General features: G+C 43.2%; 20 protein-coding genes and 1 tRNA gene. 16 read left to right on the forward strand and 5 right to left on the reverse strand.

The annotated features are described in order from the left end of the window. Positions 1–38: 38 nt before the first annotated feature. A complete protein-coding gene (locus IX91_RS17045; RefSeq protein ID WP_038197555.1) occupies positions 39–947 on the forward strand; it encodes a DMT family transporter in 909 nt (302 codons plus the stop codon). A 35-nt stretch (positions 948–982) separates the two neighbouring features. Here IX91_RS17045 and IX91_RS17050 read toward each other — a convergent pair whose 3' ends face one another. After that, positions 983–2050 (reverse strand): DUF3541 domain-containing protein, encoded by a 1068-nt coding sequence (locus IX91_RS17050; protein WP_004743983.1) that lies wholly within the window; start codon positions 2048–2050, stop codon positions 983–985. A 375-nt stretch (positions 2051–2425) separates the two neighbouring features. On the opposite strand from IX91_RS17050, the gene IX91_RS17055 reads away from it, so the two are divergent. From IX91_RS17055 to gntR, 8 genes are all read left to right on the forward strand, one after another. Further along, the gene (locus IX91_RS17055) at positions 2426–3802 is read left to right on the forward strand and encodes a diguanylate cyclase (protein WP_004743984.1); all 1377 of its coding nucleotides are present in this window, start codon (positions 2426–2428) and stop codon (positions 3800–3802) included. 70 nt (positions 3803–3872) lie between these two features. Continuing rightward, on the forward strand, positions 3873–4307 hold the full coding sequence (locus tag IX91_RS17060; protein WP_004743985.1) for an Mpo1 family 2-hydroxy fatty acid dioxygenase: 435 nt from the start codon (positions 3873–3875) through the stop codon (positions 4305–4307). Positions 4308–4534: 227 nt separating this feature from the next. Beyond that, on the forward strand, positions 4535–5551 hold the full coding sequence (locus IX91_RS17065; RefSeq protein WP_004743986.1) for a TRAP transporter substrate-binding protein: 1017 nt from the start codon (positions 4535–4537) through the stop codon (positions 5549–5551). 68 nt (positions 5552–5619) lie between these two features. Next, the gene (locus tag IX91_RS17070; protein WP_004743987.1) at positions 5620–6177 is read left to right on the forward strand and encodes a TRAP transporter small permease subunit; all 558 of its coding nucleotides are present in this window, start codon (positions 5620–5622) and stop codon (positions 6175–6177) included. Further along, positions 6170–7486 (forward strand): TRAP transporter large permease, encoded by a 1317-nt coding sequence (locus tag IX91_RS17075; RefSeq protein WP_004743988.1) that lies wholly within the window; start codon positions 6170–6172, stop codon positions 7484–7486. Before IX91_RS17070 ends, IX91_RS17075 begins: the two co-directional genes overlap by 8 nt. A gap of 83 nt (positions 7487–7569) precedes the next feature. Then, positions 7570–8070 (forward strand): gluconokinase, encoded by a 501-nt coding sequence (locus tag IX91_RS17080; RefSeq protein WP_004743989.1) that lies wholly within the window; start codon positions 7570–7572, stop codon positions 8068–8070. Next, positions 8061–9560 carry an NADP-dependent phosphogluconate dehydrogenase gene (gene gndA, locus IX91_RS17085; RefSeq protein WP_174329848.1) on the forward strand — a complete coding sequence of 500 codons (1500 nt, stop codon included), beginning with the start codon at positions 8061–8063 and terminating at the stop codon, positions 9558–9560. Before IX91_RS17080 ends, gndA begins: the two co-directional genes overlap by 10 nt. A 117-nt stretch (positions 9561–9677) precedes the next feature. Further along, positions 9678–10679, forward strand: a complete 1002-nt coding sequence (gene gntR, locus IX91_RS17090) for a gluconate operon transcriptional repressor GntR (RefSeq protein ID WP_071881317.1) — start codon at positions 9678–9680, stop codon at positions 10677–10679. 281 nt (positions 10680–10960) lie between these two features. On the opposite strand, the gene IX91_RS17095 is transcribed toward gntR, so the two are convergent. Then, positions 10961–12493 (reverse strand): DUF3612 domain-containing protein, encoded by a 1533-nt coding sequence (locus IX91_RS17095; protein WP_071881318.1) that lies wholly within the window; start codon positions 12491–12493, stop codon positions 10961–10963. A gap of 162 nt (positions 12494–12655) precedes the next feature. On the opposite strand from IX91_RS17095, the gene IX91_RS17100 reads away from it, so the two are divergent. Continuing rightward, complete coding sequence (locus tag IX91_RS17100) at positions 12656–13228, forward strand: aldolase/citrate lyase/malate synthase family protein (protein ID WP_004743993.1); 573 nt, start codon at positions 12656–12658, stop codon at positions 13226–13228. A 67-nt stretch (positions 13229–13295) separates the two neighbouring features. Here IX91_RS17100 and IX91_RS17105 read toward each other — a convergent pair whose 3' ends face one another. Beyond that, positions 13296–13985, reverse strand: a complete 690-nt coding sequence (locus IX91_RS17105) for a MaoC family dehydratase (RefSeq protein ID WP_004743994.1) — start codon at positions 13983–13985, stop codon at positions 13296–13298. 316 nt (positions 13986–14301) lie between these two features. Between IX91_RS17105 and IX91_RS17110 the strand changes: the two genes are divergently transcribed. The 3 genes from IX91_RS17110 (at position 14302) to IX91_RS17120 (ending at position 17072) form a co-directional block, all read left to right on the forward strand. After that, positions 14302–14392: transfer RNA gene (locus IX91_RS17110), tRNA-Ser, on the forward strand. Positions 14393–14476: 84 nt separating this feature from the next. Further along, positions 14477–15739 (forward strand): tyrosine-type recombinase/integrase, encoded by a 1263-nt coding sequence (locus IX91_RS17115; RefSeq protein WP_004743995.1) that lies wholly within the window; start codon positions 14477–14479, stop codon positions 15737–15739. A gap of 181 nt (positions 15740–15920) precedes the next feature. Beyond that, the gene (locus IX91_RS17120; protein ID WP_236642956.1) at positions 15921–17072 is read left to right on the forward strand and encodes a hypothetical protein; all 1152 of its coding nucleotides are present in this window, start codon (positions 15921–15923) and stop codon (positions 17070–17072) included. A 117-nt stretch (positions 17073–17189) separates the two neighbouring features. Here the strand turns inward: IX91_RS17120 and IX91_RS17125 are convergent, their stop codons facing one another. Beyond that, positions 17190–18056 carry a hypothetical protein gene (locus IX91_RS17125; RefSeq protein WP_004743997.1) on the reverse strand — a complete coding sequence of 289 codons (867 nt, stop codon included), beginning with the start codon at positions 18054–18056 and terminating at the stop codon, positions 17190–17192. Next, on the reverse strand, positions 18056–19732 hold the full coding sequence (locus tag IX91_RS17130) for an AAA family ATPase (RefSeq protein ID WP_004743998.1): 1677 nt from the start codon (positions 19730–19732) through the stop codon (positions 18056–18058). The genes IX91_RS17125 and IX91_RS17130 overlap by 1 nt, the downstream gene beginning before the upstream one ends. A gap of 467 nt (positions 19733–20199) precedes the next feature. Here IX91_RS17130 and IX91_RS17135 point away from each other — a divergent pair, with 467 nt between their 5' ends. Genes IX91_RS17135 through IX91_RS17145 form a run of 3 tightly spaced genes read left to right on the forward strand, consistent with a single transcriptional unit; the run spans position 20200 to position 23020 of the window. Beyond that, on the forward strand, positions 20200–21312 hold the full coding sequence (locus IX91_RS17135; RefSeq protein ID WP_004743999.1) for a tyrosine-type recombinase/integrase: 1113 nt from the start codon (positions 20200–20202) through the stop codon (positions 21310–21312). After that, positions 21309–21527: a hypothetical protein gene (locus IX91_RS17140; RefSeq protein ID WP_004744000.1), complete on the forward strand. Its 219-nt coding sequence runs from the start codon at positions 21309–21311 to the stop codon at positions 21525–21527. The genes IX91_RS17135 and IX91_RS17140 overlap by 4 nt, the downstream gene beginning before the upstream one ends. 2 nt (positions 21528–21529) lie before the next feature. After that, positions 21530–23020 carry a hypothetical protein gene (locus IX91_RS17145; protein WP_004744001.1) on the forward strand — a complete coding sequence of 497 codons (1491 nt, stop codon included), beginning with the start codon at positions 21530–21532 and terminating at the stop codon, positions 23018–23020. Positions 23021–23075 lie beyond the last annotated feature (55 nt).

Here is a 23075-nt window from a genome sequence, read left to right on the forward strand (position 1 = left end):
GCTTGTTGCCCCTACACTTTAGATTAAGGGAGGGAGTTATGTCGAACCAGTTGTACCCAGTTTTATTTATGTTGGCCTCAACCTTTAGTCTGTCACTAACCGGACTATTTTCAAAATTCTTAGGTCAATATCTTGAACCAAGCCTACTTAGTTTTCTAAGGTTTATAGTGCCTGCACTCATTATTGTCGCAATGACACGAAGGCTCTATACGCGACCCACAGGCACATTGTGTCAGGCGATTTGGATTCGCGCCTTATGCATCGCCGCATGCCAAGTTTGCTTTATCTATTCGCTGAATCATTTAAGTTTAGTCGAAAGTGTGGTTTTATTCGGCACAGGTCCATTATTCTTACCTGTGTTAGAAAGATTAATATTTCACACTCAACTAAAGTGGATTTCAATTTGGGGGCTGGTACTGACGTTTACGGGAGTACTTCTACTCGCGGGAGACGTTTCAGGGATTAATCTACGACTAGAATTGTTGGTTGGACTAGCGTCCGGCCTATTCAACGCGGGCTCGCAGCTTAGCTTATATCGCATTAGTCAGTCAGAACTCAACGCGTTTGAAATCAACTACTGGACGTTTTTATTTGCGGCGATAGTATTATCCCCTTACGTTGGTTTTAGCTACTTTACGACTGAACAGATGCTCACTACGTCAGGGACTAAACTAGAATTGCTTTTTGCTGCGATGCTAGGGGTCTCATTCCTAATCATCAATACGCAGGTATTTCGTTCCAAAGCATACAAGTTGGCAGAATCAGGGTCGCAATTGGCTCCGCTGATCTTTACTAACTTGCTGTTCACCGCGATATGGCAGTGGCTATTTTATGAAGAAAGCTACAGTTATTTACAAGTGATGGGACTGACTTTGATCGTGCTTGCCAATATGTTTGTCGTCTTTGCTCCTAGACTTCTCGCAAAGAGACAAGCATCTATCGCCTAAACAAATAGCCCCGCGGTTGCGGGGCTATGCGAAGTTTATTGCGGGATAAGTCCATATGGTGGGTTAGAGAACATCTTTGGTTGATCTTTCACTGTTGGAGCTTCATTAACTTGCTGCCAGTCAAGCAACATGATGGCAAGAACATTGCGGTGTTCACCATATGTGACATCGAAATCACCAGTGACAGAAGGAATCATCCCTTTGTCTGGGTCAATTGAGCTTTGAATTGCTTTACGGGTTTTCTCGACCACTAGGTCATCTTCAAGACCCGCTAGCAAGAAGGTAATCCCTACCTCTGCGATGACATCTTCTTTAGCTCGAATCAGAATGGTATCAATGTTGTCGCGGAAATAGTCGTATATCCACTGATGCTGCTTTTCACTGACTTGGTGTTGGTAGTATTCCGAATCGCCGAAAATGATATGAGTCATACCATAAAGCTTGTTGCCGTATTGCTGCTTGGATAGCTTTTTGTCTTCGCGGTCTGGGTAGGCTTTCTTGAAAGCTTCTGTGAAAGGCTCCACAACATCTTGCTCTCCTAGCTGTCTTAGCCAGTAAACTTGATTGGCCAGTTGCGCAGCCCAAGCCTTAATCATCTCTTGGTCTGTTGCGTATTTAGCGAAGTCATATCGACGAATGACGGAACGAAGCTTGTCATCATACTTGTGCTTCAAGCCGTACTCATTGGCGCGCGCCATCGAGCCTAACAGGTCAACACCAAGATAGAGATATTCAGGCATATGTTTAGTGACGGTATAACGTCTAACGCTGCGCTCATCGGTCTCGCCAATGTAGCCTGAAACACGCCTTTCTGAGTAGAGGAGTATCTGCTCTGGTGTGTTGATTTCCGCGGTAAACTTATTGAGTCGACTGGCAACACGGGCCATGTCAGTCCACACCGCCGCTGAGTATTTTGGATCCAACGTTTGGCGGAACATACGGAGTCCGTAGTGTCCTTCTTTAAAAGCTGGCAGGGTATATAACTGACTCTCGTAGGTGTTTCGAATGATGTCTGCGGACTCTTTGTAGCTTTGTGGCGGAGATGCCATGACTGAGTGAGACAATACAATAGCAAAACACAATCCGATTAACTTTCCGCGCATTCTAATAGCCCAATAAAACCCAATGAATATAACCATTAAGGTTAACAGGTATTTTAAAAGTCGATGTTATCTCTCGGTCAAATATTTCGTTGAATAACAGTCTACAAGCCATTAACGCGAGCTGGATGCAAAATCGCCCAGTTTAGATAATCTACTCATTAAAGTGGCGAGCATTGGTCTTAGTCACGCTGATTTTCGTTGTTACACTCGATAAAAATGGCCTTATTGTCGATAATTTTATCTATTGTCGATGAAAAACAGGCCGATTTATTGTAACTTTTATATAACCAATACAAATAATAACAATACGAATTACAGGCTTTATTCCTCGGGTGTGACCCGGTTTTTTGTTGTATGAATAGTTGTGGGGGGCGGATGGCCTTGAGTTCAGGCAGGCATTTTTATCTTAATGCTGTATGTTTGTTGGTTTTTGTTATCTCTATTGGATTGGTTGAGTCCCTCGATCGTAGCCAAAAATCTTTCTTGCGCGATAGTTTATTGGCCCGAGCCAAAGAAGAGGTCTCTATTGTTCGTTCTGAACTTGAATCGGCTATTGTTTCAGATATCTACGTTGTTAACAGCCTGCCTGCATTAGTCGCAGCTAACCCCGAGTTTGAGTTTTCTGGTTGGGATCTGATTGCATCTAGTGTTATCCGCAAAAGTAGCCACATTGAATTATTGGGTTTAGCGCCTGATGACGTGGTTCAATATATTTACCCGCTCGAAGGGAACGAAAAGGCGTTGGGTTTAGATTACCGAACGATCCCAAGCCAATGGCGAACCGTAAAAAAGGCTCAAGATCTTCAAGAGATTCTTATCGCTGGCCCTGTGAACTTGGTGCAAGGAGGATTGGCTTTAATTGCTCGCGTTCCTATCTTCTCGGATCCCCCATATAACTCCCGGTATTGGGGAGTCTGTAGCGTCGTTATATCGCTTGAATCATTGTTTCTTGAAGCTGGTATCGCTTCATTTGAACACAAGTACAACATTGCGATTCGAGGTAGGGACAGTTCAGGCCTAGATGGAGAAGTATTCTATGGTTTGCAATCGACATTTGATGATGCTTTTGCTATTGAATCGGTTCACTTCCCTTATGGGAATTGGGTAATTGCTGCTTCGACTAAGAAAGACTTGCTCGCGAGTAAACCTTGGTATCAAGTCCATGCAGTTCGGCTGCTTGGCTACCCAATGATACTTATTCTACTTGGTGCGTTTGCATTGACGTATCGCCTTTATGCTGCGGCAAGTAAGCGCTCGCTGCAAGACGAGTTAACGTTACTACCGAATCGACGTTACTTTATGTATACCTTGCGTGAACACTTTGATGCGGTTCGAAAGCGCCACGAGCAAGATCGCTTCGCCATTCTGAATATTGATCTCGATAAATTTAAAGCGATCAATGACACTTTCGGTCACGCGGCAGGTGACAAAGTTTTAATTGCCACTGCAGAGCGTTTGAAAAGTGTGTTGAGAACATCTGATGTTGTAGCAAGAATCGGTGGGGACGAGTTCTTAATCCTGTTGCCACGAATTGAAAACTCCAATGACATCGATGTAATCAACATCGAATTGCAGAAGGCGATTTGCCATACCCCAGTCATATACGAACAGCACTTGATCAATTTACAGGTGAGTGTTGGCTATGCGATCTATAAGCCTGAATTCAATGACATAGACGACATGCTCAAGTTAGCAGATTCACGTATGTATCAAGAAAAACGCCGCCAGTTGCAAAGAACTATCACAAATTAGTCTTTATTGACGGCAGGGGATGTAAAGCCATGCTATAGAAATAATAGGATGATTTTACAGGTGAAAGAGTATGAAGGATCTCACTCAATGGCTCACTGAATACGGTGAAAGCCATCAAAACCCGATCAATCAAAAGATACATAAAGTTGCCGTCCCGGGGATTTTCTTGTCAGTGGTTGGACTGATTTGGTCAATACCACCGCTTGAGCTATTTGGCTTAACTTTCAACTGGGTATGGATCGCTGCGTTGCCAGTGATGGTGTTCTATTTCCGGCTGTCACTCAGTGTATTTATTATGATGCTGGGGTTTACTCTTGCGTGTATTTCGCTGGTTTGGTCTATTGAGATCATGCAGCTGTCGGTTTTGCTTGTATCTTTGGTGCTGTTTGCCGTGCTGTGGCTGTTTCAGTTTATCGGCCACAAAATCGAAGGGAAAAAGCCCTCATTTTTCGAAGATGTTCAGTTCCTACTTATTGGCCCGATCTGGGTATTCAGAAAACGATAACAGATTCTGTGATCTAGCTAAGCGAGACTTTGATCACAGAGTCTGATCTTGATGTTAATTCTTTTGGGTTAGTAAATAACAAATGTGACAATAGTCATAGTAAAACGTTATCTGTTACCGGTAACATTGCCTGTAACGTTACCGGTAACATAAAAATTAGAACCGGTAGTTTACCTAGGTCATATCGGCTAGATTGGAAACTGAAACAAATAAAGGATACCCCTACTATGAAAGCGATGACTAAAACTCTGCTTGCTGCCACGATTACCAGTCTTTTCTCCGCCTCAGCGCTAGCTGCAGATTTTAATCTAAAGATTCAATCATCAGATCCGTCTGGCGATCTTAACTACAAGGTTCAGCAAAACTGGGCAGAGCGCGTTGAGAAAATGTCTAGCGGCCGCATCGAAATCGACCTATTACCAGTAGGTGCTGTGGTTAAACACACTGAAACCTTAGGCGCTATCAAAATGGGTATCCTAGATGGTCAAGTGACAGCGACCGGTTATTTCTCAGGTAAAGATCCAGCGTTCGGCCTTATCGGCAACATGGTAGGTGCTTGGTCAGATACAACACAGTTACTGCAATACATGAACTATGGTGGCGGTAACGAACTAATGACTGAGCTGTATGCGCCTTACGGTGTTAAGTTTGTTGGCGCTTCAACTACAGGTGTTGAATCCTTTATTTCTAAGAAGCCGATTGATGGTGTTGATGATCTAAAAGGTTTGAAACTTCGCGCACCAGAAGGTCTGGTTCAGCAAGTGTTTGCAGCTGCGGGTGCGACGCCTGTTAACTTGCCAGGTTCAGAAGTATTTACCGGTCTTAGCAAAGGTGTTATTGACGCAGCAGACTACACGGTTTTCTCAACCAACCAGAAAGCGGGCATGAACGATATCGCAACGCATCCTGTTCAACCTGGCTTCCACTCTTTGCCGCTAATCGATATCTCTATCTCGCAAAAGAAATGGGACAAGATGCCGGAAGATTTGCAAACCATTCTTCAGACCTCGGTACGCGACTTCTCTTACGATATGACGACTCAGCTAAAAATGGCTGACCAAGCTGCAGTGAAGGAAGCGCAAGCAAACCCAAATATCACCATTCACAACTGGTCTGACGAAGAGCGTAAGAAATTCCGTGAAATTGCCAAGACTCAATGGAAAGTGTTTGCAGAGCGTTCTCCAAATGCACAAAAAGTGTATGACTCAGTAACAACATTCTTAGAAACCAATGGTCTTCTTTAAGCTATCCGTCCTTGTTTAGCTTCTCTCGGGAGGGCTAGCGCCCTCCTAATTTTTTGGGAACATTTTTTATGACTGATAAAACACCCCATACGCCACCAGAGCCTGATGAACAGCCAAGAAACTTTTTGGACAGAATCATTATAAAAATCAGCAACCTGTTGAGCTGGCTCTTTATCGCGACAGTACTTATCTCATTTTACGAAGTTGTGATGCGTTATGTATTTGATGCACCGACGACTTGGGTTCACGAAACGGCGTCATTTATTGGTGGGTCTCTGTTCATTGTGGGGGGTATATACGCATTTGCCGCCAATAAGCATGTTCGTGTGGTGTTGATTTACGATGCGGTCTCTTCTCAAACCCGCAAGTATCTGAACCTAGTTCACCATATTGTAGGACTAGCTTTCGCCGGGATGCTGGCTTATGCCGCGTATTTTCTAGCGCAGGAAGCTTGGTTTACTCCTTGGGGTGAGCTTAGGTTAGAAACGTCTGGCTCGGTCTTGAACGCCCCTTACCCTGCGTTACTCAAAGGTTTGATCTTTGTTGTTCTCAGTATTCTTGTTGTCCAGTTTGTATTGCACCTAATCCAAGAGATTATGGGGCTAAGGAAGAATGACGATGTTTGATCTCTCTTCAATTGGCATCGCATGGGGCAGTGTACTCATGCTAGTAATGATGATTGGCTTGCTGCTTACCGGCATGCAGCTTGCTTTTGTGACAGGTTTTGTCGCCATCTTCTTCACCTTATGTTGGTTTGGGCCAGATGCTCTACCTCTTATCGCGAGTCGTACCTACAGCTTCGCCTCTGGCTACGTGTTCTTAGCGGTTCCGATGTTTGTCTTAATGGCGGCGCTGCTTGATCGTTCTGGTATCGCGAAAGACCTGTTTGATGCGATGAAATCAGTCGGTCGAAAGGTGCGCGGTGGCGTTGCGGTTCAGACACTATTGGTCGCAGTATTGCTTGCTTCTATGTCTGGTGTTATCGGTGGTGAAACAGTACTACTTGGTATTCTCGCGTTGCCTCAGATGCTTCGCTTAGGCTACGACCGTAAACTCGCTATCGGTACTACTTGTGCTGGTGGAGCGTTGGGAACCATGCTGCCTCCGAGCATTGTATTGATCATCTACGGTATGACAGCGAGCGTATCAATTGGTGACTTATTTAAGGCGTCATTTTTGCCCGCATTTATCTTAGCTGGCTGCTACATCGCATACGTGTTGATTCGCTGTAAGCTGAACCCTTCTCTGGCACCGATTCCTAGCGATAGTGCCGAGGAGGATGAACCACAAGTCAGCTACTTTAAAGCGCTGTTTTTCCCTCTACTCTCAGTCGCGGTTGTATTGGGCAGTATTTATACCGGTGTTGCATCGGTAACTGAAGCATCGGCATTAGGTGTTGTCGGTATCATGCTCTCTGCGATTATTCGTGGCGAAATGAACTTCAAAATGCTTAAGGAAAGTGCCATCGCGACGATGCGTACCTGCGGCATGATCATGTGGATTGGTATCGGTGCAAGTGCATTGGTCGGTATCTACAACCTAATGGGCGGTATTGATTTTGTTGAAGAGGTGATTCTTGGTCTGAGCGGTGGTAGTGCGATTGGCACTCTATTGATCATGATGGTGATTCTATTGGTACTGGGCATGTTCCTTGACTGGGTTGGCGTAGCGCTGCTAACCATGCCTATCTTTGTACCAATTATTACTGGCTTAGGCTTTGACCCAGTGTGGTTTGGTGTCGTGTTCTGTTTGAACATGCAGGTTTCTTTCTTGTCACCACCGTTTGGCCCTGCTGCATTCTACTTAAAATCCGTAGCACCGAAGGACATAAGCCTTGGAGAAATCTTCACTTCACTGTTGCCATTTATCGCATTGCAGGTGTTTGTACTTAGCTTAGTGATTATTTTCCCGGAATTAGCGATGTGGTGGAAATAACCACCTCATAAGCGAACGATTACACATTTTGAATTGGTACACAGCCTTCGGTGAGAGTTGAAGGCTAAGGATAGTATTGTCCAATGAAAGCAAAGAAAATATTAGTGATGGGCGTATCAGGCTGCGGTAAGAGCTTGATTGGCAGCGAGATTGCGAAGTCCCTTAATTTACCGTTTTATGATGGTGATGATTACCACCCGAAAGCCAACGTTGAGAAGATGCGTCAAGGTACGCCGCTCAAAGATGATGACCGAATTGGTTGGCTGCATACTTTAAATCGTCTCTACGTCGAGAATGAAGCAGCGGTTATCGCTTGCTCCGCGCTAAAACCTGAGTACCGCGACATCTTAAGGCTAGATAACCAAGATCTAGTGATCGTGTTTCTTAAAGGCGAGTTCGAAACCATTTGGTCTCGTCATCAAAAACGCGATAACCACTACTTCAATGGTGAAAGTATGTTGAGGAGTCAATTTGAAGCACTTCGAGAGCCAACACTGGAGGAAGCGCTACACATTGATATTCGCCATTCAGTGGAAGAGGTCGTTGAACAAGCTTTACAGGCGATTGAGGAGTCATACTCATGATTCAGTCAAATATTGCCATGATTGGCCTTGGAGTGATGGGGAAAAGCCTCGCGCTTAACCTGCTTGATAATGGTTTCAATGTTACTGGCTTCGATATCAGTCAACAAAACCGTGAACGTGCTAATGAGGAAGGTAAACAGCTATCAACGCAACCAAGCAAAGGCCGTCTACACATCGTAGAAAACTTAACAGAGCTGCTAGAAAGCCTAGAGAATCCGCGAGTCATTGCTCTGTCTGTTCCTGCTGGTGAGATTGTTGACTCAGTCATCGAAGATTTACGTAGTGCTGGCTTAAGCCGTGAAGATATTGTTATCGATACCGGCAACAGTTTATGGACCGACAGTGAACGTCGTGAACAGCAGTTTTCTGGTCAATTACGGTTCTTCAGTACCGCTGTTTCAGGTGGTGAAGTCGGGGCGCGTACTGGACCGTCATTAATGGCAAGTGGAGACCGCGAAGCGTGGAATTATGTGAAGCCGATGTGGGAGGCGATTGCAGCAAAGGTTGATGCAAAAGGTCTCCCGGTTGCTCAGTTTGAATCTGGGGACGCATGCGCAGCCTATCTAGGAAGAGCGGGGGCAGGGCATTACGTTAAAATGGTGCACAACGGTATTGAGTATGCGGATATGCAGCTGATCTGTGAGGCGTACCACTTTATGTCGAGCGCGTTAAACATGCCTGCACACGAGATTGGCGATGTATTTGAGGCGTGGAACCAAGGCGTACTCAATAGCTACTTAATGGAAATCAGTGCAGATATACTGCGCACTGATGATCCGGTGACAGGGCGACCGTTTGTTGAAATTGTTCTAGATAAAGCAGGCCAAAAAGGAACGGGGCTTTGGACCGCGGTGGATGCTTTGCAACAAGGGGCTCCTGCTCCAACTATTGCTCAAGCCGTATTTGCCCGTGCTCAGAGTAGTCAAAAAGAGACTCGTGGTTTAGCGTCTAGCGTTTTCAAGTCAGAACCGAACTCCGACACCGAGTTGGATAAAGCGTCACTGCTAGCAGAGTTACACGACGCGCTCTATTGTTCAAAGCTGACGGTTTATGCTCAGGGTTTTGATCTACTCAAGACCACCTCAGACAAAGAAGAGTGGGCACTAGATTTTGCTAACATCTCTAAGATATGGCGAGCGGGATGCATTATTCGAGCAATCTTCTTACAAGATATTACTCACGCTTATCAAGAGAACAAACAACTGGAGAACTTGCTCCTCGATCCTAAATTTGTTGAGCAACTAAATAATCGCTCGCTAGGCTGGCGAGGGTGCATTGCAAAAGCAGCGCTAACCGGCGTTCCAGTGCCCGCAATGAGCTCAGCGTTGAGCTACTTTGACGGGCTTCGCAGTGCGGTTGTGCCAGCGAACTTACTCCAAGCTCAGCGAGATTACTTTGGTTCACACAGTTATGCGAGAATTGATGAACCGGAGGAGGCTCGCTATCACTTGACTTGGAGCCGCGAGCAAAAACAACAGATTTCGGTATAAATCAGAGCGTTCACATCAATGTGAGCGCTTTTTTGTTAGGTTCAACAATAAAAAAGATTCAAATACTCGGTACTATGTTACCAGTAACACAAATGGAACAACGCAAAGTAAATCTTCATGGCGAACAAGAAAAAAAGACCAACGCTTCAAGATATTGCCGACAGAGTCGGCGTAACGAAAATGACCGTCAGTCGTTGCTTACGAGATCCTTCCCAAGTCTCTGAAGCAATCAAAGATAAAATTAACCAGGCAGTAGATGAGCTCGGCTATATTCCCAATCGCGCCCCAGACATACTTTCAAATGCTAAATCGAATGCCATTGGTGTCTTGGTGCCGTCTTTAACCAACCAAGTCTTTGCTGAAGTCATGCGAGGTATCGAATCTGTCACTACCCCGGCTGGCTATCAAACTATGATTGCTCACTATGGCTATAGTGCGGAACTCGAAGAAAAAAGTATCGCGTCATTACTGTCTTATAATGTGGATGCGATTATCTTGTCTGAAAACTTCCACACAGACAAAGCACGCAAGATGCTTGAAACCGCTTCAATACCCGTCGTAGAGATAATGGACTGCTTTTCTCCTCGGATTGAACAAGCCGTCGGTTTCGATAACGCAAAAGCATCACAAGCGATGACAGAGGCCATTTTGGCCAAAGGCCGCAAACGGATCGCTTATTTTGCTGCGAGAATGGATGAGCGGACTCGGTTAAAAATGCAGGGTTATCAAAACGCAATGGAGTGTGCCGGTTTTGAACCAATCAGCTTGCAAACGGAAGAAGCGTCTTCATTTACCCTTGGCGCTAAGCTACTTGGTGAGCTTAAAGAGCGCCATCCTGATGTAGACGGCATAGTATGCACTAACGACGATTTAGCCATCGGGGCGCTCTATGAGTGCCAAAGGAGAGGGATTTTGGTCCCTGAGCAAATGGCGATTGCTGGTTTCCATGGTCATGATATCAGCCAAGCGATGATTCCTAAACTGGCGACTGTGGTGACACCGCGTGAGGAAATAGGACGTGTTGCGGCGACCCAGCTGATTGACAGGCTGAAAGGGAAAGCATCATGGAATGATTGTATCGATCTGGGTTATCAAATCGAAACCGGTGAAAGTATATAGTTGCATTTTGCAAAACTTGCGTTTCTTATAATGCGTTAAATTGCAAAATGAAAACCTATTATGCGCATTGTTTTTGTGAAATAGGTTATTAATTAGCCATAAATGAGGGTTTTGAGCGTTTTTTAAAGTTGGCACGGTAAATGCTTTATTACTAGTGACCCTTCTTAAGCCGAGGGTCACCTAGCCAACTGACGTTGTTAGTGAACCTAATTTGTTCACACTTATATGTAGCCAATCACGATTGTTGTGATTGGCTTTTTTTCTATTTGGGCTAGGTAAATCTAAATTTGAATCGACGCTTCCTGACAACCGTTGTAACAACTTGGTTTACGTGGGCACACTGCACCTCGTGAACAGATAACTCTTGCATCAGTCTGTATGCCACGTTCAATCCAGTTAATATTAAGAATCTTAGCAATGGTCGTGAATTCTTTTTGCATGTAGCGAGGAATAGCGGCGCTACCCCCATTACTCACACACAGAGATTTAAGCTCTTCTGCCAGTTCAATCGAATTTCCCCCCTGAGCATCGATAGCTGGGTTTAAGTCGATCCCCGCACAAAGAACACGATTGTTTCCAGCCGGGTCAGTCATGTTGACTGATTCACAACAGTATATTCTTGGCTCATCCCCGACGTTCAATATCGATATTTGCGCCGAGCTACCTTGCTGTGGCTCCGACAGTCTTCTAAACACTGCCCAGTGCTGACAAGGGTCATTTACCTTTCTCATGTTTCCCCAAGGTAGAGGAATACCATTGCCACGATATACGGCTTTGAGTTTATTTTGACCGTAGGCATCAAAGTAGTGCCAGTGGGGGTAAGGAGAAACAACGGTCATACGTCGCATTGCAACAGAAGGAGAGACACCGGCTTTTAGGTGAACATCGATTTCATAACCACTGCGATCGAGTAATTGCCTAAAAGGAACTTTAGGGCACAGTAGAGCACCTGCGAAAAAGCTCGATTCGAAGTCTCGCCATGCTTGTAAAATGTCTTGGGAGTTAAGCTCAGATGTAGGAGAGGCTTGGCTGTTTTCTTCCCAGCTGTTGGCGTGTCCAACGGAGAGAACGCTCTTAAGCCCTTCTTTACTATGTAACACGCAGTGACCTATATAGACCGCTAGATCGTATTTAAGGCGCGTTGGGTACTGTTTAAGTACCTCATTTAGGTAGATGCTACCGGGAGGCTCAAAGAATGACGTGACAATCTGTTTTGCACTTACTCCTAATTCGTCCACGACATCTTTAGGAGGGCGAGAAATCCAGCGAATGGTTAGCCCTAAACTTCGCGCAATATCCATCAAATCTTCAGCTGACAGATTGAGCCTTTTCAATCCTACTTCTTCAGCCGCTCGCTCTAAGTCTGGAAAGTGGTTTTGATTACTTTCTTGATGAGCACGAATAAGAAGGTGTGCAAACTGGCGGCCAGTAATGCCAGTTTGTGACAACATCTCGGGTATCGCTATCTGCAAAATATCATTAGAGAACAAAAAGCTTGGCTCTAGCGCCATTCCACTGATACCGCCTCTATTGCCTTTGTCTGGTGTAATATCTGCTTGCTCTGGTTCATCATCCAAAAACCAAGCCGGATCTTTTTGGAACACCTCTGCAATGACCTCCAGCATATCAATGCTTGGAACGCGCTTTCCCCGCTCTATCATGGATAGATACGAGACAGAAGGGGCATACTCTGGATTGACTCGAATACAGCGTGCAGAGAGATCCTCCATAGTTAAATGGTTGCGTTTCCTAAGGTTTCTAATCTTAGTACCTAAAAAATGAGACTGACGAATAAGGCTTTTTGACACTGGCATTTTGTAAAATTCACACTGTAAAATTTTTGTTGTGAAATTGTAGTCAAAAACTCACTAGTATACAAAGTAAGCAAAGTCACAAATTCGCAAATCAATGAAACGCTAGTTTGGGATATTTGCTCTAGGACATAAAAGTTGTGAAATATCCGCGAGGGAAACGCTATGAATATGCTGACATTCGATAAGACTGAAATCCAAAAACAAAATAAGCCATTTATCGCTGAAGCAGTCTTCGCGGTAGAAACTATCAACGCAAGCCAAGCCAGTGAAAAGCAAGTAAAAGCTAAGCAGCTACTTGATCGCTTGTTCCCATTAGAGAACGGCTCTCATAAAGAAGTGACCGCGTATGTTATCGATTACCGCCATGTAATGGCTTACTTCAAAGACGGCAGCCATAGTGGCCTTAAGCATCCAAAACACTTTGTCGCTTACATGGGCGAAAAAGAAGACCCGACGTCAATTCTGTTTAGAGATGGCACAGGAAGCCACGTTGAGGTGACCTTTGGTAACCATAAAGGGACAGGTTGTATTGAACTGATAGATATCGAAGATATTCAATTGGAGACTTGTACGACTTTCCCGCAAGAAATGGCAGAAATGGCGGCGATGCGCCACTGGATTAGCCTAGTGAAAGGCGACGAAAAAGGTAAACCAAGAGCTTGTACTGAAGAAAAAGAGTACACCGCAAAAAATGGTGATGACTACCAATTAGAGTGCTGCTATACGATGAAATAATCGAGATTGTGTAAAACGAAAAAAGGATACCGACAGGTATCCTTTTCTTTTTAAAGTAATGTATTGATTAAAAATGCAATTGAATCACAGATGTGACAACGGCACCTGGACGACGAACGCCTTCAATCTCGACTTTAATTTCACGTTCGATTTCCAAGCCTTTACGGATTGGCGTTACCTTAGACAAGGTACTTACCGCACGTACTTTGTTATCGGCCTTAACAGGATAAGGGAAGCGTACTTGGTTTAATCCAATGTTGACGACCATCTTCGCTGTAGGAAAGAGGTTGTTGTCAGGATCAACGCTATCAGTCAGCTTTGGTAACAAAGCCAACGTCAGAAAGCCGTGAGCAATCGTGGTTTTGAATGGAGACTCTGCTTCTGCGCGCTCTGGATCGGTATGGATCCACTGCATGTCTTCAGTTACTTGGCCAAACTGGTTAATTCGTTCTTGAGAAACATCTAACCACTCACCAGTATGGATCACTTCACCTAGTTTTGCTTGCAGCTCTAGATAGAGTTTTTGCGCTTCAGGCTTTAACTCAATAGGCTTTGGTTGCTGAACCAGAGGCTGAACTCCATCATTAACAGCAGGAGCCTGAAAATCACGCAGACGAGTAAACAGGTGGCGGTTGTGAGCCTTGTTAACAATCTCTCCCCAGTACTCTTTTACAGTTGGAGTCATCCACTGCATAAACTCAGAATGCTGTTTAGTAATTGTTTCACCACGATGTTTAAATAAGTCAGCGACTTTCATAAAAACCTCTGATATAGACGATGTTACTCAGTTAATTCCGTAATTTTGAATTAGTTCACACTATTGTGCAATCACTTTCGGGCGTACACGTGTTGCGTCAAAGTGTTATTTCTTTTTAATATCAGTAATATATAAATAAAACACTATTTTATTATCATTATTGATTTAGAGTACTTAACCCATAATTTGTTCATTCAGTGCGCTTAAAATCACGAAAATGTGTGAAATGCTTGTATAGATTATCAACACTTGAAACATAGAAGGTGAATTAGTGCTTTACAAGCCAGAGACCAATACCTAATATACGCACCGCAACGGAGAGATGGCTGAGTGGTTGAAAGCACCGGTCTTGAAAACCGGCATACGTTAATAGCGTATCTAGGGTTCAAATCCCTATCTCTCCGCCATTTTTAAAGATTAAACCGCTGTTTTTACAGCGGTTTTTTCGTTTTTATAACTCAAAAGTCGACAAATACAAGAGGATGATACAGATGTATTTGTTTCGACAACCCAATAGCGTGTACTACACACGTGTTGCAATCCCGACTTCCCTTCAAAAAAACGGTTTTCCTAAGGAAATTCGCTTATCCCTAGTCACACGTGATCGTCGTATGGCTTACAAACGCAATCTTGACCAAACAAAAGTTATCTTCGAGCTTTTCGAACTGGCACAAACAAAGTCATTACCTTTTCCAGATTTTAAACAAAGGCTCAATGCTGAAATTAACCAGCTTAGAAACTCTTTCAACCAGCGAGCTAGCGATAGCGATTCGAAATGTCGTCTGCTTTCCGAAACGTATGTCCCCAAAACAAAGAAAGAAGCACCGTTAATCAACGCCGATGTACTAGATCGTTTTATTGAATCTAAGCGTCTAGAAAAAGTCACTAACCTCACTCTTAAGCAGTTAAAGCAACGTAATGGAGACTTCTTAAAGTTTGTAGAACAACTGGAAGTAGCAAATATCACTAGTAGTGTTGCAATGGTCTACAGAGACGAGCTCCTAGGGCGGGGATTAAGCCATAAGACATTACGTGACTACTTCGCCGCAATTAAGCAGTTTATGAACTGGTGTGTGGTGCAGGAGCTGATAAACACCAACCCATTTGCTCACATAAAGCTACCCACCAAAAGCACCTCGTCTCATTCCCAGCGTCAACGCTGGGGCAAAAAGGAGCTGACACGCCTGTTTTCCAGTCGTGCTTTTCAAGAACAGGATTCATCCTTCCAATGGGCCACTAAAGTCATGATGTTGCATGGCTGCCGTCCGTCGGAAGCCTGCCAACTTCGAGTGGTCGACATCAAAATCGATGACATTATTCCAACCATCTCTTTTACTGACAATGGAGAGCTGCAACATCTGAAAAATGCATCTTCTAAACGGCAAGTTCCAATCCATAAAGAGTTAGTAAAAATGGGCTTTCTCGAATATGTGAAATCTCGACAAGATCAAAAACAAATGCAGCTCTTTGATTTTACCCCTCGGGGTAAGGATTCTGATTGGTCAAAGGATTTCAGAGACAGCATGGGTGACGTTCTGACCGCGTGTGGATTTAAGGCGGGCAATCGCCCCACAGCGTACTCCTTCCGACACACTTTTGTTGACGAACTGAAACAGAGCAATATCGATGAACATGTAGTTGCCCAAATCGTGGGGCATACAAATACCAGCATGACTTACGGGCATTATGGCAAACAGCTACCTGTAGAGAAATTAGTAGATGCTGTTAATGCATTTACGCTTAAACCGTTTTAAATTTCTTGCATTAGAGTTACACTGATTTTGGATGACATACACGGGTTGCTGGCGATACCTACCTCTGTCCAAAATCAAACCACTTTAACTTAACTCAAAGTCTTTGTGCTGAAACCCAGTGCACTAGTGAGCTTTCGTAAACGCCAGCCGCAGCTTGCTATTGCATGTTGGAGAGACAGCTATGCGTTTACGCAACAAATCGACTTACACTAAGTTAACTAATGCCTTCAATGAACACCTAAGACGTAATTTAGAGCTAAGTATTCCCTTCAGGAAACGGGATGACATGCTCGCGCACATTTTATTTAATCTCACGCCCAATGAAGTCCATCAAAGGCTTAGTCGCAATATGGATGTTTTGGTTGATTGGAAGCAAGAAAGTAACTCCGTTTTAGAGGCTCGCTTTCAAAATACCATCTGGCCTCGCGTTATGAAGGCATTCCAAGGCTACCAGCTTTCCGAATCGCAACTTATTGAGTTGATGGCAAGCACTATCAAACCTGCTTTACTCGACTTAGAGCCGTCCATGGTCTCAATGAGCTTTCAAAACGCCCTTGGGATTGAGTTTGTTTTGGTCACAGATGAAAAGGAAACGAAGGCATCAACAGGACATCACCTATTAAAGTGGCACTTACCATCACGAGACAATGTAATCGTGCCGAATAGTTGGACAGGACTCGATAATATGCGCCTTTACACACCGAGCAGTGCGAGAGAGCGTTATTCTGCTTTCGACCAGCAGACATATCAAATCATGTCGCTCGCATGCGATAGTGTTTTGGTCGATGCTTATCAGCAAGCACCCAAACTAAATGGTCAATACTCATCTCTCTATAAAGATCTGCATCAGCTACGTGATTGCCATCTACTTCTTTTGTTTGTTCAGGAGTATTACAACCTAGCGGATACGATGGTTCAGAGTATTGCTGAACATTATCAGAGCAAACTCAATTACACGGCAGATGCCTCTGATATCAAACAAGACCTTGACTGGTTCTCTGAGCTCCAAGCAATTAATTTCTCATTGTACAGCCTCTGGAATGTCGTAGAGGATGAATACCAAGAATTTGCTCGCAAGAATCACCTGCCAACAGCAAACCGTTACGTCGATGAGTTGTACCTGCTTATTATGCAGTACATGTTTGAGACAGGACTGGTTAATCAACAAAACAAAGACTTTTCCGCGCACGATGTAACACTTGTATATGCAGTCAATGATGCTTGCAGAATTGCCGTTTCAAGTATTACGACTGAGTTGAGTCGTGGTGTGCGCCTTCTCACTCATGGTAACCCGAGCGAGTTACTTATGAAGCTAATACCAGCAGAAATTTAATTTCCCTTATTCGCAGCGCTTTTCAAAGCGCTGCGTTTCGCATTATGGTTTAGTTGAGAGGAGAACAATGACTACAGTTTGAGCCGTTTTCCATTGAATCATAGTTTTAAGCAGCAACTATATTAACTCGGGTAATTCGCCATTATCTAAATGTTCCAATAATTCAGGAGTATCAAGCACTGATTGGTAGTATATCGCCCCCCAAGCATTTTCTGCTTTCTTACGTTCTTGACGAAGAAATCTTCTGATAAGCTGTTCAGCCCTCAGAGGTTCTTCATCTTCTCTTTCTTCTTTCATTAGTTTTAGTAGATGTAGGTGCTTGCTTTCGCAGTATTTCTCAAATCGACTCTTAAACTCAATCCCTTCTATATGACTCTCTACTAACGGTTTAAGGTCTCCCGTAATGTTATCTTTGACTGCAACACTAAAGCCTGAAGGATTGTTGAACGGGGGGCGAATTGTTACATAAAATAGACTTACAAAAATTTCATCATAGTAAGGGTGAAGAAACGCTTTTTGTCCGCCCTTTGTAATGTAATCCGTAGACTTCTTTCCTTGACACGTGCTACACATGGGGGTCAGGTTAGCAAGACACACCGCTAACTCAGGAAACTCTGTTTTTGGCAAGTAGTGATCTAGCGTACCAGGCGCACCATCTTCACCACAAGATGGACAAAACAACAAACCATGCTCATTTCTCATTTCCTCTAGTATTGCGTAGGGGGTCTTATCCTGCTTCGGACTGTACAAATTGATCAGAGAACTTTTCCGCTTTATTGCTTCTTCGTCCGTCTTAGTATAGTCCCTAAGATTTAAAGCAGTAATCTGAGTCGGGTCTCCTCGATGTTCGATATAGACAAGGACTTGCTCTCTTAGGTCTTCTGAGATTGAGTTGTAAAAAGTTAAAAACTTCTGCCTTTCCTCAAGTACAGTATTTATTACCGTTAGGGAGTCATGAGCAGGCATCGCTATTTTTGCCACCATTAGTGCTTTCTCCCTAGTCGGAGAATAGACATGGTCATTTCTTCGTTTATTTCTTCGCCAAGAAGTTCGATTAGTTGTTCTGAAGTGTACTTCGTCGCTTGGTCTGCTAAAAAGTCCTCAAATGGTTTAGTTACTGACTTATCGCCAAAAACATATGAAGATATACGTTGCATATCTCCACCAAATGTTTCGAATGGAGGAGAGACAACATCTAGTCCGTATCCTTCATCCCTAAATATATGTACACACTTGGATGGAACTTCTCTAACAACGGCTAGTGAATGCGTTGCTAGGATGGCTTTGGACTTAAACGGAGCAAGGACTGTCTTGAGTAAAGACACGAACTCTATCTCTAAAGTTGGATGCAAAAAAAGTTCGGGCTCGTCTATTACGACCAAACTATTTTGCTTCAGCTCTCCCACTACGTTTATTGCAATATACGTGAATAATCTTTGACCTGAACTTAATGTGCAAAGGTCACCTTCTTTCAGGAATATCACCCCTTTTTCTAAGTCACATGCTTCTTTCAACTTTTCTTCTGATACATATTCGACTATGTCAGGAGACAACGGTAAAAACTGCTTACCATCAATGGTTTCGGCTGCCAATGAAGCCACACCTAATTTAGATAGATCTTTGATTTCTAGAGCTAACTTGTCGAACTCAAAAGCAGTTCTAAGAGCGCTATGAATTGTCGAATATTTTTGGACACGGTCTTTAACAAAGTTAAGCTTTGCATCATCGTAGATTGCTTTGATTATAGATAAACCTGAATGGTACACTGGTAGATTGCGGTTGATGCCAATCGCACCATCTGCCTTTTTGTGACGGAACCCAAAATAGGTATAAGCCTGTTTATCTTGTAAATTATGCTGATTTAGATCTAGTTCAAACTCTTCAAAAGGGCTGTATGAAACAAGAATCATATTTCTAAAGTTGGGTACTTTGTCAAATGGCTGATGACCTGACTCCTTAAGCTTCTCTAGGTCACCTATACCTGTTTTTAACCAATACTCCACTAGAGACTTTATACTGTAAGATTTACCGATCCCATTTGGCCCAATCAAAACATTTATATCATAAGGTAAAATAGAGGACTCAAATCTGAAAGGGACAGCTTTTACTCGCTTATCTTTTGACAACAAGTTCAGATTGAAATTGTAAATTTCCATTGAGCTTCCATCAAAGATACGCCAGCCATCTTTGAATGATTTGGTTGCTCCGCTCTCGCGCAGTAAGGAGTTAGTGAACTCATCACTGTCAAGTAGAGGAGTAATTGATTCATCTTTTATAACATTTTTAAGTAAGCCAGCATCTTTTAGTTCTGTTAGAAGTTCTATGGCTTTGTCCGTTCCAAGTTTAGACTCGACTATTGCGTAAAATTCAATGTCTGAAGGTAATGAGATATAGTTGCACCCTACTATAGGGAAAAAGCCATCCCAACCAGCAGCTTTCATTTCATTCAAAGTACTTGCAGTATAGTCACTTCCTTCAATCAGCACTTTTATGTGGAAATCAAAGTCTACTACTTGCCCATCAAAATATAACTTGGCATTTAGAGTCGTTTTTGTTCCATAGTCGTCCCAGTCATTGCCGTTCAGCGCTAACAGGTTCGGTTCTGTAGCGAGACCTGAAGGAGTTTGCCACGTACCTTGACCATGGTAATAAATTCTCATAATTCAACCTTCTAAAACTCTAATGCATGTAGATCTGCAATAATATGAAATTGATGGTGTATCAGTTTATCAAATCCTAGAGGCAAAACTCTTCTTCTTGTCAAAAATAACGTGATTCCAGTCACTTACGTAATTTCGCAAGACGACATGTTGAGGTGACTGAGTATTAAATTCTGAAGCGCTTGCAAAGCACGCTGATTACACAGCAAGAAAAGTTTAATCGGTCGGTTTACCCTCAAAGAGAACAGCCGTTACACCTATTGAAGTTCAACCACTGGAAGGCAGTACTGCCTTCCATTTTTTTTAAAAAAAAATGCTAACTCTCAACTAATTGATTAAGAACGAAAGTGCTCTAATTTTATAATAAGTAACTAATAATATTAGTATTTTTAGTATAGATTTTCTAATTTCACCTAGATATGATGCTCTCAAATAGAAGAGCAGCAGAAGCTGCCAAGTTGAGAAAAATGGAAAATGGGAACACAAAAACACTAGAACAATACATTAAAAGCTACATGAAAAGCTTCCAGTTTTTGGCTGCTGAATCGACATTCAAATCTGACAACTGTAAAGCAAACCGATTGATAGATTCTTATGGTCAGATACCCATTCAGGATTTCTGCCATAGCGACATTCTCGACATTATAGATGACCTGCATGAATGCTACGCCAACAAAACTATCAATGCATTCCTGACTATATTAAGAGCAACATTTGCCATTGCAAAGCGTGATGGTGCTATTAATACCGATCCTATGGCTGGGATCAAGACTCTGAAAAACGGTAAGAGTAAACCTTATCCTTTTACTAAAGCTGAATTGAAAAAACTGCACAACACAGCATGGTTGTGCGAAAGCGGTAAAAATGCCGCCGAGCTTAACGTGTTAACAGGTTTACGTATCAGTGAAATTCTTGCGATTGGCTGGGAAGATGTCGATTTCGAGAAGCGTAAGCTATATGTACGACGAGCCAGAGTTCTAACCAACTACAAAACACCGAAAAATCCAGAATCTGTCCGCACTGTTGAGCTCAATACATTGGCCATAAGCATTCTGAAACAACAATTAAAAATTACAGGTCAAAAGCCAGCGCTGAATGTTTCTGTTGTGCAGGAAGATAATAAAACACGTACTCAAGAGCACGTTCGATTTGTTTTCTACAACAGCAAAAATAACGCACCGTTTCTTAACGCCGCGCAATACAACAAAGCATTTTTTAAAGGGTTTCTTGAAGACGCAGGTGTAAGTCATCGAGGTGCTGGTCAACTACGGCATACATTCGCTAGTCAAAACCTAACCGCAGGGATTTCGAAAGACTGGATTGCAATGCAAATGGGTCATACTGACACTGCGATGATCGATAAGCACTATGGCGAATGGATCACTGACGATTCCCCTGATTATGCGAATGCATCTGCGAAACACCTCGCAGGAACGTTTGGACAGTCGTTACCTGCTGATGAAACAGAGGTATCTGGAGAGGTCATAATTCAGAACGATGAATTGGCATTGGTCAAAATCCTTCAAACTAAACCTGAGCTTCTCGCTGCGGTAAAAATGCTTGTCGGGAGTCAGCCATGATTACTCTCGACACCATTGGCATTTGTGTTGTCAGCCATGGCAGTTTCACTGCCAAGAATGGCACCATTGGTGCCAAAGTCATTCACTTAAAAAGTGAGATGACTAAGCAACCCGCTGCGCTCCCGTCACACTTTTTGTTCCAAAAAGATGAACGTGAGCTGCGGGCAAGAGATGGCTCTCTTGACTCTCTGCCATACTCACCCTCTCGGGGGTGATTATGAAGGAAATTCGATTCTTTCATCGACGCTTTAACTTCACATCAAAACCAGTTGATCGAGTTAAATGCGAACACTCGCTAGCTCACTCATTACGTATCGCTCCACCAACAGCCGCTAATAAAGCTAAGAAGTTGGAGTGGAATGAGGAGCTTGCAGATTCCAACTTAATCTGGCTCGGTTCAAATATTTTGTCTTTGAGCTCAGTGTCTGAAGAGGAGCGTCTGGAGCTGTTATATCAATTCGCACCTGAGCCTAAAATTCGTAATCAGTCCAAGCTGCAAACTCAGCAGCGGCAATATCGCCTCAAAATTAAGAAAGCTATAGAGAGTGAAACAAGTAAAGGTAATGTTGATGTAGCTAAGTTTTTGCAAGATATCTTAAATACAAAAGGGCATGTTTCGTACTCTCGCATAGAGCAGTTTAAAAAGCTTCCAATGCAGAGGAAAGCTCAACGCATCAAAATGCTCGAAACGTATTTGAACGCATACAATCAATTACAACAACGGCCAGCCGCTAATCATGTCTTTCTGCAAGAAGGCATCTTTAAAATTCCACATCGGTGGGATGTTGGTACTGATGTTATCAGCGTTGAGGAATACATACTTTTTACGCAAAAATTTTTGGACGACCATTTCCCTGATTATCCTATTCGCGCAATCATTGCGCATGACGATGAGCGTAGCATTGAAGTAACTACTGGAGCACATACTCACTACTTTATCTCAGGTCAAAATAGCCAGACAGGTAAATATGACTTAAGGAAGAGTCAGATTAGAGTAGTTAATAAGTACATCAATTCTAGTTTTCCCGATGAGGAGTTACTACCTGATGATGGGAAACTAAGCAGAAAATTAACCGAAAAATTTGGCCACTACTTTCAGTGCATGGTATTGGATTACGCTAACGAGCACTTGTTTAAAAGTAAAGCGCTAAGAGCAGACTTTGCACCTGAAACGGAGCAGAAGTCAGAGCTTCGCAAGAAAATGGACAGAGAAGCAAGCCTACCCAAATCTGAACGTAGCCATAATCATTACACTCATCAATTAGAGCTTGCTCAAGCAAAGGTTCAATCGGCAGAGCAACAGTATGACAAGTTGCTAGAAAATACCCAGTCACTGGAAAGGCAGTTTGAAAAGTTACTTGATGAAGTCACTGAAGTACAAATTAATCTCAGCGAGCTGCAAGTTGAAAAAGTTACTGTAATGACAGAAGTATCGGAGCTTCAGGCACAAAAGTCGCGTCTATCTCAGCTAACGAAAGAATTAACAGAAGCTATCGTGCCAAAGTTGATCAGTGTGTTTAAGAAAGTGTTGCTTGCTCTCAATGCTCGTGACCAAAAGATGGCAACGAAACAGATTGAGTATCTTGATTCCGCTTTCAGTGCCGCGTTAGAGCTTCCTCCTTCGGTAGCGCAAGGGATTAACAGAGAAATTATGGCTATTAAAAAGGCCAATACTACAATTGAAGCCGAAGCTTCAATGGATAAGTAAGTTAGTTCACGTAACTAACTTACTGTACTAACTAACCTGAAAATAATAACTAAAA

This window comes from Vibrio tubiashii ATCC 19109 (genome assembly GCF_000772105.1).
GTDB classification, from domain to species: domain Bacteria; phylum Pseudomonadota; class Gammaproteobacteria; order Enterobacterales; family Vibrionaceae; genus Vibrio; species Vibrio tubiashii.